Origin of the sequence: Pseudoalteromonas sp. SWN166, assembly GCF_015864485.1 — a bacterium.
GTDB lineage: Bacteria > Pseudomonadota > Gammaproteobacteria > Enterobacterales > Alteromonadaceae > Pseudoalteromonas.
The window spans coordinates 48,331-62,221 of the sequence record NZ_JADYXB010000023.1 but is presented as its reverse complement, the minus strand read 5'-3'; the positions used below and the strand labels follow the sequence as shown (position 1 = coordinate 62,221).

The following is a 13,891-nucleotide window of genomic DNA, read 5'->3' as shown; positions in this document are numbered from 1 at the left end:
AATACAAATAAACAGCATTTGGTTTCTGTTTAAGAATATTTTACACCGCCCACTGAACTTAGACATAGCCTTGCCTAAAGCGAAACCTCGGGCACCTACTTATTTATCGCGTGATGATATTCGACGACTTATAGAAAGTTGCACGGATATGCGCTTAAAAACATTGATAGTGGTGTGTTATGGATGTGGTTTGCGTATTGGCGAACTGCTGCGCATCAAAGTGCAAGACATCAATGGACAGCGTAAAACCATTTTAATTGAACATGGTAAAGGAGATAAGTCACGCTATGTTGTTGTATCAGATAGCGTGCTAAATCAATTACGTTGTTATTGGAAAATGTATCACCCAACGGGCTGGATGTTTTATTCACGATGGTTAATGGATAAACCCATGTCACCCTCAAGCTTCAGAAAGGCATTGAAAAAACATGCACAAATGTGTGGTTTAAAGCACTGTAATCCACATGTATTACGCCATGCTTATGCTACACATCAACTTGAGTTAGGGATGCCGCTTCATCAACTTCAACATCAGCTTGGTCACAGTGACATTAGAACCACGCAAAGTTACTTACACTGGTTACCTGAATTAGGGTATGGTGGCATTGATTTACTCGCAAGTTGGGGTGAACAATGAGCGGCTTGCACCTCGCTGATATTTTAAACTCACATCTTGAGAATTATCGGCAGCACCACATAATGAGCTATCAGCAGTTACGAGTCTGCCAACATCTTCAATCATGCAGAACAGGTCAGCTCGGTTATCAAGCGTGGCAATGTGATAACTGTGGTGAAGTACAACAAATTGGATGTAGCTGTCGAGATCGGCATTGCCCACGTTGCCAAGGTATGGCAACGGCTAAATGGGTGCAAAGACAACAAGAGGATTTACTATCGTGTCGCTATTTCCACCTTGTTTTTACGCTCCCGCATGAGTTGAATATCATTGCACACTATAACCCAAGCGTGCTGTATCACTGTTTATTTAAAGCCACATGGCAAACGCTGAGTAAATTTGCGAAACGAAAAGGGCATGGTCAGTTAGGCATGACAAGCGTACTGCATACGTGGGGGCAAAATTTAAGTCAGCATATTCACCTGCATTGCTTGATACCCGCAGGTGCGCTTGATAAAGCGCAATGGCATGAAATAGAAAAAGGTTATTTATACCCTGTTAAAGCATTATCAACGGTCTTTAGAGGAAAAATGCTCGCGGCGCTAAATGAGTGCGATAGTTCATTCGTGAAGATAAGCACCCCAACCAAATGGTGTGTTTATAGCAAAGCCTGTTTAACGTACAGTGAAAAATTAGTCAGTTACCTTGCACGTTATACCCGAAAAGGCGTGATGTCAGAATCGCGATTAGTGTCAGCGACTGAAGAAACAGTGAGCTTTAAATACCGCGATTATGCAGATAACAACCGCGATAAAGTCATGACACTGAGTTGTGACGAATTTTTACGGCGTTACTTACAACATGTATTGCCGAAAGGGTTTATGCGTATTCGCCACTATGGATTTTTAGCCAATGCATGTCGTAAACAAAAGTTAGCGTTAATAAGAGCCCAAGAGCCACACACATGTAAAGAAGCAAAGGTAACGACAGAAAAAGATCCATTGATACCGCATTGGCCTTGTCAATCATGCAAAGTTGGCATCTTGCAATTTATTGGTATAGCAGAGTCGGATGCGGCAACCGTTAAAACAGAGCGAACGAGTTAGCGGGCTAGCCTGCTTAATAGAATCAATGAGTTAACCTGCTTAACTGTTCAGGCTAGTAGCGGCTGTGCGTGAGAAAAATATCATTGCTTAACGGTTAAATATTAGGTTTAATAGGGACATAATAAATGCTGAGCAACGCAGGGATAGCTTAAATTATAATAGGTAAGCTGATTAAATTAGCTGATTTAGCTAGAGCCTCNTATAATAGGTAAGCTGATTAAATTAGCTGATTTAGCTAGAGCCTCTAAAAAGTAAATTCCCATAGCATAAACAATACCAACTCTGACACACCGAGCAGGTAGCGCCTCAGTCCAACAAGCGATTATGCAACACAAACTGCGTGTCGCATAAATACTAAAGTGTTATGCAGATAAGTGTTCAATTAGAGATTAGGTGATGAATCGTATAGTAGTAATAGGATCTAGTTGCAGTGGAAAATCTACTTTTTCTCAATTTTTAGCTAATAAAGAGAAAGTAGAATATATCGAGTTAGATCAATTACATTGGTTACCTGATTGGGAAGAAAGACCAGACGAAGAATTTCGAGTTCTAGTAAGTGAAGCCGTATCGTCTGATTCTTGGGTTGTAGATGGAAACTATTCTGTTGCTCGTGATATTGTATGGCCACGGGCAACCAAAATAATATGGCTTAACCATTCTTTTCGTCTAGTGCTATATCGTTCAATTACTCGCTCAATCAAAAGAGCAGCGACTAAAAAGAAACTATTCGCTGGAAATATTGAATCATTTCAGCAAACTTTTTTTAGTCGTGATTCAATCATTTTGTGGGTATTAAAAACATACCATCAAAAGCGAAAAAATTATTCAAAGATATTAAAAAATGTAGAAGCTAAAGGTATAACAGTAATTGAGTTTAATAATCAGTCTCAAGTAGATGATTATCTTAAAACCCTATAAAATCTGCATAACAAGCAAATCAACAGGACTTTTACAGCTGGCTGTGCTCGTTCCTCGCAAATTATAAGCCAGCAATAAAAGCCCGTTATTTGGGCGTTATGTGTTTTTAAGGATGATTTAGCATGAGTCGAAGTATTCATAAAACGATCAAGGGTGTTTTCGGTGGTAAATCAAAATCAGCTATGAACGAAATGATCGCAGAAAATGATCCCGATGTTGAAGAGTTAGGTAAAAAGTATTCTTATAAAAATACTGAGCGCTCTAAACGTAAATTAATAAAGCAAACTGATAGTATAGAGAAGGATAACTAAACTTCAGTGTAAACAAACATATAACAAGCTGTTCAAGCGGGACAAATTACAGTTGGCTGTTTCGCTCCGCTCACATTATAGCCAACTACAATTTGCCCCTTAACAGGGCGTTATAATTTATCAGGGAAGTAGGTGCTCAAATGTCAAGAAAGCAAAAATTATGTTTCGTTATTATGGGGTTTGGTAAAAAAACTGACCTATCTACAGGAAAGACTCTCGATCTTGATAAGACTTATAAAAATATAATTAAACCAGCTGTAGAAAAATCAGGTTTACAATGTGTGAGAGCTGATGAAATTCAGGATTCAGGTCTGATAGATAAAAGTATGTACGCATTATTGATGCATGCAGATTTAGTGGTCGCAGACATTTCGACATATAACCCAAATGCTATATATGAGTTAGGTGTGCGGCATGCAGTTAGGCCTTATTCAACAATAATTATAAAAGAGCAAGAAGGAGTAATTCCCTTTGATCTTAATCACAATCGTATATTTCATTATGCTCACTTAGGCGATGATATTGGTGTTGATGAAGCTGAACGATGCAAGGATGCACTCGTAGATATGATTGAGCCAATTTTAAAAAATAAAATAATTGATAGCCCTCTCTATGACTATATACAAGATGTTGAGCCTCCTAAATTAACTCAAAAAGAATATAAAAGAATAATTGGTGATTTATCTGATAGAGAAGACAGTATTTTTGCAATATCAGAACGTGCTAAACACTTTATGGAAGAATCTAACTTTGTTGAAGCATCTAAATTATGGGAAAAGGCTGAAAATATAGTTCCGAATGAAACCTACTTCACTCAACAACATGCGTTAGCCAAATATAAGTCTAAAGAGCCAACAGAAATATCATCTTTGACTGATGCTCTTCAAATAATTGAAAAACTTGATCCAGATGATGAAACAAATGATCCAGAAACGCTAGGTCTTACAGGTGCCATATATAAACGGATGTGGCACGTAACTGAAGATCCAGAGTATTTGAAACGAGCTATAAATTATTATGGTAAAGGTTTTAAAATTCGCCGTGATTATTATAACGGCGAAAATTATGCTCTTTGTTTAAATTTTGCAGCAAGCATAGAAGATGATTCCGAAGAAAAAACGTTTTATAGGATCTCTGCCAAAAAAGCTAGGCAAGAAATTCTAGAGATATTGGATTATTTATCTGATGAAGAAGAAAAGTCTCAATCAATAAATAAGTGGCCTTATGCAACACTAGCCAACTGTTATTTTGGCTTGAGTGATAATGAAAATGGACTTAAATATGAAAAGATATACTTGGATCTTGTTTCTTTAGATTGGGAAAAGGAAACCTACTTTGAATGCAAAGAAGCTTTAACAAACTTATTAAAGGATAAATAATTATGGCTAAAGAATACAAAATATTTATAAGTCACTCTTGGCAGTACACTGATACATTAGAAGCATTAAGAAATTTAATTAATGCAAGAGGGTATTTCAGCGCTACTTACGAAGAATCAACAAAAGATAAACCTATAAATTCTGATGATGAAGGCTATGTAAAAAGACAACTTGCTAAGAAAATTGCTAATTCTGATGTCATCTTGGCATTGGCAGGAGTTTATGCAAGTCATAGCTCTTGGATGCAGTGGGAGTTAGATAAAGCAATTGAACTAGGTATTCCTGTTATAGGTGTAATACCAAGAGGTCAAGATAGAATATCTACTATTGTTTCAACCCGATCAGTTGTAGATATAAAATGGAATACAGAAAGTATAGTGTCTGCAATTAGAGCGCATGCAAAATAAATTATAACAAGTTGCTCAAACGGAAAAATAACAGTTGGCCATCGCTTCGCGATTATAGCCAACCATTATTTTCCGCTTAGCAAGGCGTTGAGGCTGTAGAATTACTCTTTTTAGGAACGTATCCAACTATTTTTTGTTGGTTGCTTTTTAACCTTGAATCCATCTGTTCGCTGTGATCTAATAGATATTATTCACCCATGGTAAACTGTTATGGCTAACTATAAGCCTGACTTATCCTGTCAAAATAAATTCATTTCTATCAATTTCGCTGAGCAAATTTTGCCAGGCACATTTGAATATGCCCTTTGTTATATCGTCGAAAACAAACTCGATTTATCGGGCTTTGACGCGTGGTACAACAATGACAAAACGGGCGCTGCTGCGTATTCGCCTTCGGTAATGCTAAAGATTATTTTACTGGGTTATGCACATGGTTTTATCAGTAGCCGCCGAATTGCTAAAGCGTGTGAGACGAACATTTTATTTATGAGTGTGTCGGGAGATATCCAGCCGCATTACACATCAATAGCGGGCTTCGTGGCTAAAATGCATGAACAGATTGAGCCACTTTTTACGCAAGTGCTGATGATATGTGATGAAGAAGGCTTGATAGGCCGTAACATGTTTGCCATTGATGGGTGTAAATTAAAGTCCAACGAAAATAACAAAGACACCCAACCTAAATTTTGCACATAAACACCAGTAATCCTTTCCAAAACGCCAATTAAAACCAACAGCAAACACTTCTTTATATTCTGCGTAAAAATACAGTAATCAATTGAATCAAAATAGGAACTCAGCTATGGTTTATTTATCAATAAAAACAAATAAAAAACGAGTTAATCTACAGGCTCGTTAGGTGCAAAGACAACTCATGCATTCGAGGCAACATGGATACATATAATCCCAATAAAGCAGTAGAACCCGAAAACTGGTTAGCCCTAGATGAAGCTACAAGAATTGAATTAGTTCATGATTTCCATATTGGTTTAGATCACGAATTAACCGAGGACGCTTTAAGTGTACATTCATCAATACATGTAATAGTTGAAAATCAATTAGCTATGAAGGCTAAATTAATACCAGAAACTTTCGCAAGACTTATGAGACAAGGCTTGAATAGGCATGAAACAATTCATGCTATTGGAGCAATTATATCAGCAGATATTTTCGATGTTATGAATGGTATTGTAGAAGAGTTTTCACCAAAAAAGTACAGACGAAAGCTTGAAAAAATCACAGCAAAAAGATGGCTAAAAGGGCAGTATTAAAATTTGCACCTAACAGGGGCATAGAAATTAACAACATAGAAATTAACAAGACACGCATACTAAATTTTGCACTTTTCGAAGTTAGAGGCTAGCCTTTGTTTAGTGTAAAAAACGAGCAGGGTGTCTTATGGCAATTGCAAGAAAGCGTCAAGTAAGTTTGGTTGATACAAAATACTACCATTGTATTTCACGTTGCGTGCGACGTGCATTTTTATGTGGGGAAGACCGTTTTACTGGTCAATCTTACGAGCATCGACGAGGCTGGGTTGAAGATAAACTGCTTGAGTTAGCTAAAGTATTTTGTATTGATGTATGTGCTTATGCCGTAATGAGTAATCACACCCATTTAGTACTGTATGTTGATGATAAAAAAGCGAATAGGCTGAATGATAAAGCGATTGTTATTCGCTGGCATAAGCTTTGTAAAGGCACAGTGTTAACTCAAAAATATGTACAAGGTGAAAAGCTAAGTAAAGTTGAACTCATCTTTTTCAATCAAACGGTTAAACAATACCGCGAACGCCTAGCAAGTATCAGTTGGTTTATGCGGTTACTAAATGAAGATATTGCGCGCAGAGCAAATAAAGAAGATAACTGCACAGGGAGGTTCTGGGAGGGGAGATTCAAATCGCAAGCATTACTAGATGAAGCAGCACTTGCAGCCTGTATGGCCTATGTCGATTTAAATCCCATTAGAGCTAAAATGGCTAACACACCAGAAGAATCAGACCATACCAGTGTACAAAATCGCTTAACATGCGCGGCAGAAGGTAAACAACCAAAACAGTTACTACGTTTTGCAGGCATGCCACGTCAGATTATGCCTAAAGGGCTGCCGTTTGAGCTTAAATCGTACCTTGAACTTGTTGAGTTAACAGGGCGAATAATACGAGAGGATAAACGCGGGCACATTGATAATATGAACCTTCCTTTGCTAGAAAGACTTAATATATCCCCAGAAAACTGGTTAAAACTCACCACACAATTTACGCGCGTATTTCATGGTGCAGTAGGTAGGCCCACTTCACAAGCAAGTTACTGTGAAAATTTAAAGCGTAAACGGCGCTCAAATATCAGTAATTGCGAAAAGCTACTCGCATAAAATTTAAGCTACTCAGTAAAACTATTTAGTAATAAATCACAACTGCATTATGCAGTTATTTTCATGCGTGTAATTTAGGTTTAATAGGGCTAATTACTCATTTAACGGATGAAATAAAGTGACCCAGCAATAAAAGATAAATTCTGAACCGGAATGGCAAATTTAGTGGCGCAGTTTTGTTTGTTCAATTAGGATGGCTGTCTAGTTTGGTAGTTTCTGTCTCTAGTTTGGTAGTTTCTCGCAGGTCTTATAGATAGTCTTGGTCGGCAATCCCTGAGTATGCGTTTTGAAATCGAGGTGCTCTGTTGGCTCGAACGTCTTGTTAAAAACATTGGATGTTTGGCATTCAATATTCGTAACCAACAGAAGCATATTCCACTTAATATAATAGTCAGTTACTTTTAAATTAAGTGGCTTGGTCGAACTATAAGGCATTCAAAAGGACAAAAAACAGTTGGTTTTTGCTCCTGCGTCGCTTATTTTAACCAAATACGACGAATCTTTGTTCTTTAGTAAATTTTAACTAGCGCACCATGTTTATAGGTTTGATCATGGCATGATGCGCCAGCTGTAATCGTTTACAATTTGTATTTTAAAGCTACTTTTTTAGTTCTTTTTTTAATTCTTTTCTAATAACTCTTTTCTTATAATTTCAGCCCCAGCACTTAAGGCATTTAGTTTGCCGTTAGCGATATGGTGAGGTAGGGGAGCCATGCCGCAGTTTGTACACGGGTAAAGTTTATCGGCATCTACAAATTGCAGTGCTTTACGTAGCGTATTAGCTACTTCCTCTGGCGTTTCGATAGTATGATTTGCTACATCAATTGCGCCTACCATTACTTTTTTACCGCGAATAAGTTCTAGTAAATCCATTGGTACATGCGAGTTATGGCACTCTAGTGAGATAATATCGATATTAGATTGCTGAAGCTTAGGGAATGCTTCTTCGTACTGTCGCCATTCGCTTCCTAGTGTTTTTTTCCAATCTGTATTGGCTTTAATGCCGTAGCCATAGCAAATATGTACGGCGGTTTCGCATTTAAGCCCTTCAATTGCGCGCTCTAAACAGGCGATTCCCCAATCGTTTACTTCATCAAAAAATACATTAAACGCGGGCTCATCAAATTGGATGATATCAACGCCTGCGGCTTCTAACTCTTTAGCTTCTTGATTAAGAATTATGGCAAATTCCCACGCTAGTTTTTCACGGCTTTTATAGTGGTCGTCGTATAGCGTGTCGATCATGGTCATTGGGCCTGGCAATGCCCATTTTATTGGTTGTTTGGTTTGCTTGCGTAAAAATTTAGCGTCTTCGACAAACACAGGTTTTTGACGGCTAACAGGGCCCACAACGGTGGGTACGCTTGCATCGTACCGGTCACGAATTTTTACTGTTTTACGTTTTTCAAAGTCAACGCCATTTAGGTGCTCTATAAATGTAGTTACAAAATGCTGCCTTGTTTGCTCGCCATCGCTAACAATATCAATGCCTGCTTGTTGCTGGTCGAATAATGACAAACGTAGGGCGTCGTGTTTGCCTTCAATTAATTCATCACCTTGTAATTTCCAAGGTGACCAAAGTGTTTCTGGCTCTGCAAGCCATAAAGGTTTAGGTAAACTGCCAGCGGTAGAGGTAGGTAGTAATTTTTTCATGATAAATAATGCCGTATATTTTAGTTAATTATTAAACGTAGCGTTAAGCGCGTTATTATTAGTTATTATTAATGCTCGTTACTATCAATTGTTATGAAAGATAGTTAGCCGAAAACTGATCAAGAACCGTTTGGTATGGCTTGATAAAGTGCTCTTGTGCGAACTTGCCTTGCTCATTCGCTAATTTACCGCGCTCTTCTCGGTCATACACAATTTGCGTTAGTGAGTGATCCAAGTTTTTTAAGTTTGGTTTATATGACTTACCCGCTGTTGCATTGGCATTATAAATCTCTGGTCTGTAGATTTTTTGAAACGTTTCCATCGTACTAATGGTGCTAATAAGCTCAAGGTTGCTGTAATCATTAAGTAAGTCACCAAAGAAAAACAATGCTAAAGGCGCGGCGCTATTTAATGGCATAAAGTAGCGTACCTGCAAGCCCATTTTTTTGAAGTATTGCTCAGTTAAAGACGATTCATTTGGTTCGTATTCAACGCCAAGTACCGGGTGTTGGTTTTCGGTGCGGTTGTAGGTTTTGTTATCTGACACACTTAGGCATATAACCGGCGGTTTTTTAAAGTTTTGTTTGTATGTATCCGAATTTACAAATGACTGAAATAGTTTGCCATGTAAAACACCAAAGTCATCTGGAATACTAAATTGAGACTTACCTTTATTATGCTCTTGTAGAAGTACGCTAAAGTCGTAGTCGCGCACATACGATGAAAAGTTGTTTCCTACAATGCCTTCAATGCGCTTATTTGTTTTATGGTCAACAATATTTGTTTTTAATATCTCGATTGATGGAAAGCTTTCGCAGCCGTCTTCAATACCTATCTCAACAGAGACAATTTCAAGCTCAACAGCATAACGCTCACCTTTGGTGTTATCCCAATGGGCTAGGGCATTAAAACGGTTGTTAATCATGTTTAAGGCGTTACGCAAGTTTGCTTTGCGGTATTCACCTCTGGCTAAATTAGCAAAGTTGGTTGTGATACGTGTATTAGTTGATGGATGATAATTTTCGTCGAGTGAAACGCTCTTAATATTAAATGTAAAATCTTTTTTCATCGTGTTTATATCCAATTTTATAATTTAAACCTGATTGATGCTCTGCGCTTTATTAGCCTTGCAACTTACTGTGCTGGTTTTGTTATTCAGCGGCTTTAAGTTGTTAGTAATAGTGTTTAGCGCTAAGGGATGAGTAATTTATACGTTGATTGGTATATGAAGAAAAACGGTTTAATTTCACATAAAACATGAGTCATATTCATTAATCATTATTGTTAGATGTGATTGCTTATTAATTGATGAAAAAAAGGCACAAATCGATAAAAATAAAGGATAGATGTTTAGCCGTTTAGACTTCCTTTATTTTGGTGTGCACTTTATTCATGTTGAACATGAGGAATATTCAAAGAAGTTTTTTATAGCTATAACAGTGTATTAGCTAAGCTTTTAGCTGTTTACATCGTTGTTTATAGTAAATGTTATGACTATTTAAGCTTAAGTTAGCTAAAAAGTAGCTACTTCTGCTAGTCTAGTATTAAAAGGTAAACAGGCTTCTTAATAACTGCATAGTACTTAGGTATTAGCAAAAGCGCTATAAATCATATTAATAGCAATGCCAGTACGTTAAGTAAGTTATACTTATTTTTCATCACCTCACTTATCGAGTATTCGTGGATATCAAAGGCACTTGTATTGCATCAGTTACTGATGAGCATGGCCCTGTATATGTATATCAAACAAAAAAGAATCTTATTCTCAGCTTTGACGGGAAAATTTATCAAAGCTGTATCAAATTAGATAATATTAACGGGTTAAGCTTAGCTTATACGCAAGCGATGATGGCTGCGCTTTTTTTTATACCGCACTTAAAAACTGCGATGATAATGGGGCTTGGGGCGGGCTCTATAGCAAAAAGTCTTTATCATGCGTTTCCTGAACTGACTATTCATACCGTTGAATACCGCAAAGCCGTTGCCGATATAGCTATAAAATATTTTGAAGTTCCTGTGTCAGAGCGTTTGTTTATTCATATTGATGATGCTGCAAATTATATGAAAAAAACGCAAATAAAAACGGATGTTATTTTTTCTGATTTATATAGCTCAGAGGGGATGGAGTCAGACCAAGTGCAATCATCATACTTACGCGATTGTAAAAATGCGCTCACTTTTGATGGTGTACTCGTCCTTAATATTTGCCATACCAAAGTTGGGCAAAGAGAGGTATTTGACCAACTGCTTGATACAGAGTTTGCAGGAAAAATTCTTAGTTTTGTTATTGAAGGCGGTAATAAAATTGTTTTTGCTTTTAATAATACAATGCCTTCAATTAATCAGGATGAGTTACTGGCCAAAGCTCACGCGTTGCAAGAATTAATAAATGTACCAATGGACCGCTATGCCGATCTTTTATTTAATTGCGTTGAGCTTAAATAAGTAAAAACAACCTGCTTTTTAGGATGATGCTATTTAATCGCTGTTTTTGTAATCAACTGTTAAATAGCTAGTTTTAAGCCCATCTATCTGCTGTTCATTTAAACTTGGTTAAACTAATCATACTCTGAATAAAAATAATAAAGTACATACCCGTACGGAAGCACTCATACATGGATTACTGTAAAAATATAATTGCTAAATTTATAAGCGCAATGCAAAAGCGGCCTGGATTATTGGCTGTGATGTCATTTTTGTCGGGTGTAGCTAGCTTTGCACTGGTAGATAGAAAAGAGTCTTTTTCGCAATTTATTGCCATATTTTTGCTTGTTAGTTGGCTATGGCTGATTATTGATAACTGGCTACGTGACAAAGTAGAAGAAAAGTTTGGTGTGGCTGTATCCCCTAATGTTATGCGTTTTGCTCTGCAAATGGTGCAGCAAGAAAGCCTATTTTTTGCGTTGCCATTTTTTTTAGCGGTTACGCAGTGGGATCATCCTCAAGCTTTTTTTACCTCCCTTATTGCTTTGTGTGCACTTATATCGGTAATCGACCCATTTTATTACAAAAAACTTGCCAGAAACCGCACACTATTTACTGTTTTTCATAACTTTGCTCTTTTTGTGGTGTTGCTTGTTACGCTGCCTATTTTATTAAATTTGACTACTAGCCAAAGTTTAGCCGCTGCACTTGTAACAGCTGTAGTGGTTACCTTACCAAGTTTAAATAACTTAATGCCTAATGCACGCTGGTGGCGTTTTCCTATTCTTGTAGTGATTTTATGTGCCTTAAGCGCGTCTATTTGGCAATTAAGGAGCTACGTGCCGCCTGCAGCACTGCGATTAACCGATATTACGTTAGCTCATGAGGTTGATTTACAGCATAAAAAGCCAGTAGGGAGTATTAAGCAGTTAGATTCTTATACGCTACACCATCAAGGTTTATATAGTTGGACGGCTGTTAAAGCGCCAAGAGGCTTAAACGAAAAAATATTTCATGTGTGGATACATAATAAAAAAGAGGTTGATCGAATTACATTAAATATAAACGGTGGGCGAGAACTAGGTTATAGAGCATGGACTCACAAGGTAAATTTCCCTAGCGACTCTGTTGGTAAGTGGCAGGTAAAAGTAGTCACCGAATCAGGTCAGTTAATAGGTTTAACGAAATTTACTGTTACACCTTAATTAATTTAGCTGGCTGTATTTTAAACACATAGCTGATATAGTTTTTGTATTCCAAACTAATGGACATAGTTAATGAGTATTGCATTTGAAATTTTTATTTGGCTAATAGTTGAAACGGGTTTGAGCTTTTTATTTTACTCAACCGGGTGGCTGCTAGTAAAAGTGGTAACGTTTGGGCAGTATAAAAGTGAGTTTAAAGACTTTGCATCGTATAAAGCGAGTAAAGCTAAAAGAGTGGATTTAACCTTCTTATTAGGTTTTTGTTTTTATGTTGCACTTATTGCACTTATTGCCCTTATGGCTTATTTAAGTTATTAAATTTGCTAATAAATTAGGTTAATAATAACCAGCATATTGAGTAGTCGCTGCTTATGCTTTCCCCGTTACCGCACTTTTTTACACTTCCTACTTTTCCTGTTTTTGCAATAGGGAACACCTCACCGTGAGTACTATAACTATCATTTGAACTATTAAATTAAGTACCTGCTAGAGCATTGCTCGGTGCTTATATAGCTTTGGTTTGTTGGTTGAAATCCGAGCTAATTGCAACTTGTAGTTTATGGGTAATACTTAGTAAATACTTCAAATCTAATAAATAAAACAATATATATACATCCATTTATTGCGCTAATACGTTTTATAACAATACTATGCGCCACTTTTTACCATTTATGATGGTTTTGGATTTAATAAATGACTCACTATTTAAAATATGTATTTGTTATTACGACTCTAGCGGGAGTAAATACAGCTTACGCACAAGCAAAAATACAAGAGCACTATCAAGAGCTTGAAGTGGGCGTAGGCGGAAATATTAAGCATACCAATACTGACATAAATTATAAAAATAAAGAGTTTGATTTACATATTCACCCATTATGGGAAAGCCGATATGTAACCGAAGGTCGAGATAACCTTGCCGGTAATGGTATTGCATCAATTGCTACTGAGTTTAATTATAAAAACTTTGCGGTGATCCCTTGGGCGGCAAAAGGTATTAGTAGTGATTATTCAGAGCTGAATTTAAATGCTATTTATACCGCTCACTTATCTGAGCGGATAGAGATGTATGTAGGTTATAACTATATTAAAGCTCGTGAAGAAGGCATTGATGCTCACGATAATGAGCTAAGCCTCGACTTTGCGTATTATTATGCAAACGATATTCAGTTATTAAGTAGTGTTTATCATTCATTTGATGCCAGCGGTACATTTTTGGAGATGGCAGTAAAAAAGGATTTTTATATTAACGATTTACTATCAGTAGATATTAAATCAGGCGTGGGGTTTAACGCGGGGTATTTTAGTGATGGGCACAACGGAGTAAACAACGTTAAGTTTACTGCAAACTTGTCGTATCAGCTTTTTAATCAGTTAGCCCTATACACATATATAAGCTATAGCATTGCCTTTAATAAAGATGAAAAACGCTTTGCAGGCGACGAGACACTTCGAAATATATTTTGGGGTGGTGTGGGGCTAAGTTATCAATATTAGGG

At 37.0% G+C, this 13,891-nt stretch carries 14 protein-coding genes and 1 pseudogene; 13 read left to right on the top strand and 2 right to left on the bottom strand.

The genetic code is table 11. The annotated features are described in order from the left end of the window. The 9 genes and pseudogenes from I6F49_RS14005 to I6F49_RS13965 all read left to right on the top strand — a co-directional run. Positions 1 to 637 (top strand): tyrosine-type recombinase/integrase (locus I6F49_RS14005; RefSeq protein ID WP_231615102.1); only part of this gene is annotated, 637 nt, incomplete at its 5' end. After that, on the top strand, positions 634 to 1,722 hold the full coding sequence (locus tag I6F49_RS14000; protein WP_197181068.1) for an IS91 family transposase: 1,089 nt from the start codon (positions 634 to 636) through the stop codon (positions 1,720 to 1,722). The genes I6F49_RS14005 and I6F49_RS14000, both read left to right, overlap by 4 nt. A 396-nt stretch (positions 1,723 to 2,118) precedes the next feature. Then, on the top strand, positions 2,119 to 2,640 hold the full coding sequence (locus I6F49_RS13995) for an adenylate kinase (RefSeq protein ID WP_197181067.1): 522 nt from the start codon (positions 2,119 to 2,121) through the stop codon (positions 2,638 to 2,640). Positions 2,641 to 2,762: 122 nt separating this feature from the next. Further along, positions 2,763 to 2,951, top strand: coding sequence for a hypothetical protein (locus I6F49_RS13990; RefSeq protein ID WP_197181066.1), 189 nt, complete (start codon positions 2,763 to 2,765; stop codon positions 2,949 to 2,951). A 140-nt stretch (positions 2,952 to 3,091) separates the two neighbouring features. Further along, entirely contained in the window at positions 3,092 to 4,330 is a 1,239-nt protein-coding gene (locus I6F49_RS13985) for a TRAFs-binding domain-containing protein (protein ID WP_197181065.1), read from the top strand. A gap of 2 nt (positions 4,331 to 4,332) precedes the next feature. After that, the gene (locus tag I6F49_RS13980; protein ID WP_197181064.1) at positions 4,333 to 4,737 is read left to right on the top strand and encodes a TIR domain-containing protein; all 405 of its coding nucleotides are present in this window, start codon (positions 4,333 to 4,335) and stop codon (positions 4,735 to 4,737) included. Positions 4,738 to 4,947: 210 nt separating this feature from the next. Beyond that, a pseudogene (locus tag I6F49_RS13975) lies at positions 4,948 to 5,406 on the top strand (transposase); the annotation flags it as partial. A gap of 221 nt (positions 5,407 to 5,627) precedes the next feature. Next, positions 5,628 to 6,008: a hypothetical protein gene (locus I6F49_RS13970; protein WP_197181062.1), complete on the top strand. Its 381-nt coding sequence runs from the start codon at positions 5,628 to 5,630 to the stop codon at positions 6,006 to 6,008. A 127-nt stretch (positions 6,009 to 6,135) separates the two neighbouring features. Continuing rightward, a complete protein-coding gene (locus I6F49_RS13965; RefSeq protein ID WP_197181061.1) occupies positions 6,136 to 7,110 on the top strand; it encodes a transposase in 975 nt (324 codons plus the stop codon). 618 nt (positions 7,111 to 7,728) lie between these two features. Here I6F49_RS13965 and I6F49_RS13960 read toward each other — a convergent pair. Together I6F49_RS13960 and I6F49_RS13955 are read right to left on the bottom strand one after the other, a co-directional pair. Beyond that, a complete protein-coding gene (locus I6F49_RS13960; RefSeq protein ID WP_197181060.1) occupies positions 7,729 to 8,763 on the bottom strand; it encodes a methionine synthase in 1,035 nt (344 codons plus the stop codon). A gap of 91 nt (positions 8,764 to 8,854) precedes the next feature. Then, positions 8,855 to 9,832, bottom strand: coding sequence for a DUF1852 domain-containing protein (locus I6F49_RS13955; RefSeq protein ID WP_197181059.1), 978 nt, complete (start codon positions 9,830 to 9,832; stop codon positions 8,855 to 8,857). 611 nt (positions 9,833 to 10,443) lie between these two features. Here I6F49_RS13955 and I6F49_RS13950 point away from each other — a divergent pair. From I6F49_RS13950 to I6F49_RS13935, 4 genes are all read left to right on the top strand, one after another. Further along, positions 10,444 to 11,208 carry an ATP-binding protein gene (locus I6F49_RS13950; protein WP_197181058.1) on the top strand — a complete coding sequence of 255 codons (765 nt, stop codon included), beginning with the start codon at positions 10,444 to 10,446 and terminating at the stop codon, positions 11,206 to 11,208. Positions 11,209 to 11,378: 170 nt separating this feature from the next. Beyond that, the gene (locus I6F49_RS13945) at positions 11,379 to 12,392 is read left to right on the top strand and encodes a DUF5924 family protein (protein ID WP_197181057.1); all 1,014 of its coding nucleotides are present in this window, start codon (positions 11,379 to 11,381) and stop codon (positions 12,390 to 12,392) included. Positions 12,393 to 12,464: 72 nt separating this feature from the next. Beyond that, entirely contained in the window at positions 12,465 to 12,710 is a 246-nt protein-coding gene (locus I6F49_RS13940; RefSeq protein ID WP_197181056.1) for a hypothetical protein, read from the top strand. 375 nt (positions 12,711 to 13,085) lie between these two features. Next, positions 13,086 to 13,889, top strand: coding sequence for a hypothetical protein (locus I6F49_RS13935; RefSeq protein ID WP_197181055.1), 804 nt, complete (start codon positions 13,086 to 13,088; stop codon positions 13,887 to 13,889). Positions 13,890 to 13,891 lie beyond the last annotated feature (2 nt).

What these genes read in the sequence shown, in the direction of transcription:
- I6F49_RS14000 (WP_197181068.1), top strand. Translation starts at nt 634, where the DNA reads ATGAGCGGCTTGCACCTCGCTGATATTTTAAACTCACATCTTGAGAAT.
- I6F49_RS13995 (WP_197181067.1), top strand. Translation starts at nt 2,119, where the DNA reads ATGAATCGTATAGTAGTAATAGGATCTAGTTGCAGTGGAAAATCTACT.
- I6F49_RS13990 (WP_197181066.1), top strand. Translation starts at nt 2,763, where the DNA reads ATGAGTCGAAGTATTCATAAAACGATCAAGGGTGTTTTCGGTGGTAAA.
- I6F49_RS13985 (WP_197181065.1), top strand. Translation starts at nt 3,092, where the DNA reads ATGTCAAGAAAGCAAAAATTATGTTTCGTTATTATGGGGTTTGGTAAA.
- I6F49_RS13980 (WP_197181064.1), top strand. Translation starts at nt 4,333, where the DNA reads ATGGCTAAAGAATACAAAATATTTATAAGTCACTCTTGGCAGTACACT.
- I6F49_RS13970 (WP_197181062.1), top strand. Translation starts at nt 5,628, where the DNA reads ATGGATACATATAATCCCAATAAAGCAGTAGAACCCGAAAACTGGTTA.
- I6F49_RS13965 (WP_197181061.1), top strand. Translation starts at nt 6,136, where the DNA reads ATGGCAATTGCAAGAAAGCGTCAAGTAAGTTTGGTTGATACAAAATAC.
- I6F49_RS13960 (WP_197181060.1), bottom strand. Translation starts at nt 8,763, where the DNA reads ATGAAAAAATTACTACCTACCTCTACCGCTGGCAGTTTACCTAAACCT.
- I6F49_RS13955 (WP_197181059.1), bottom strand. Translation starts at nt 9,832, where the DNA reads ATGAAAAAAGATTTTACATTTAATATTAAGAGCGTTTCACTCGACGAA.
- I6F49_RS13945 (WP_197181057.1), top strand. Translation starts at nt 11,379, where the DNA reads ATGGATTACTGTAAAAATATAATTGCTAAATTTATAAGCGCAATGCAA.
- I6F49_RS13940 (WP_197181056.1), top strand. Translation starts at nt 12,465, where the DNA reads ATGAGTATTGCATTTGAAATTTTTATTTGGCTAATAGTTGAAACGGGT.
- I6F49_RS13935 (WP_197181055.1), top strand. Translation starts at nt 13,086, where the DNA reads ATGACTCACTATTTAAAATATGTATTTGTTATTACGACTCTAGCGGGA.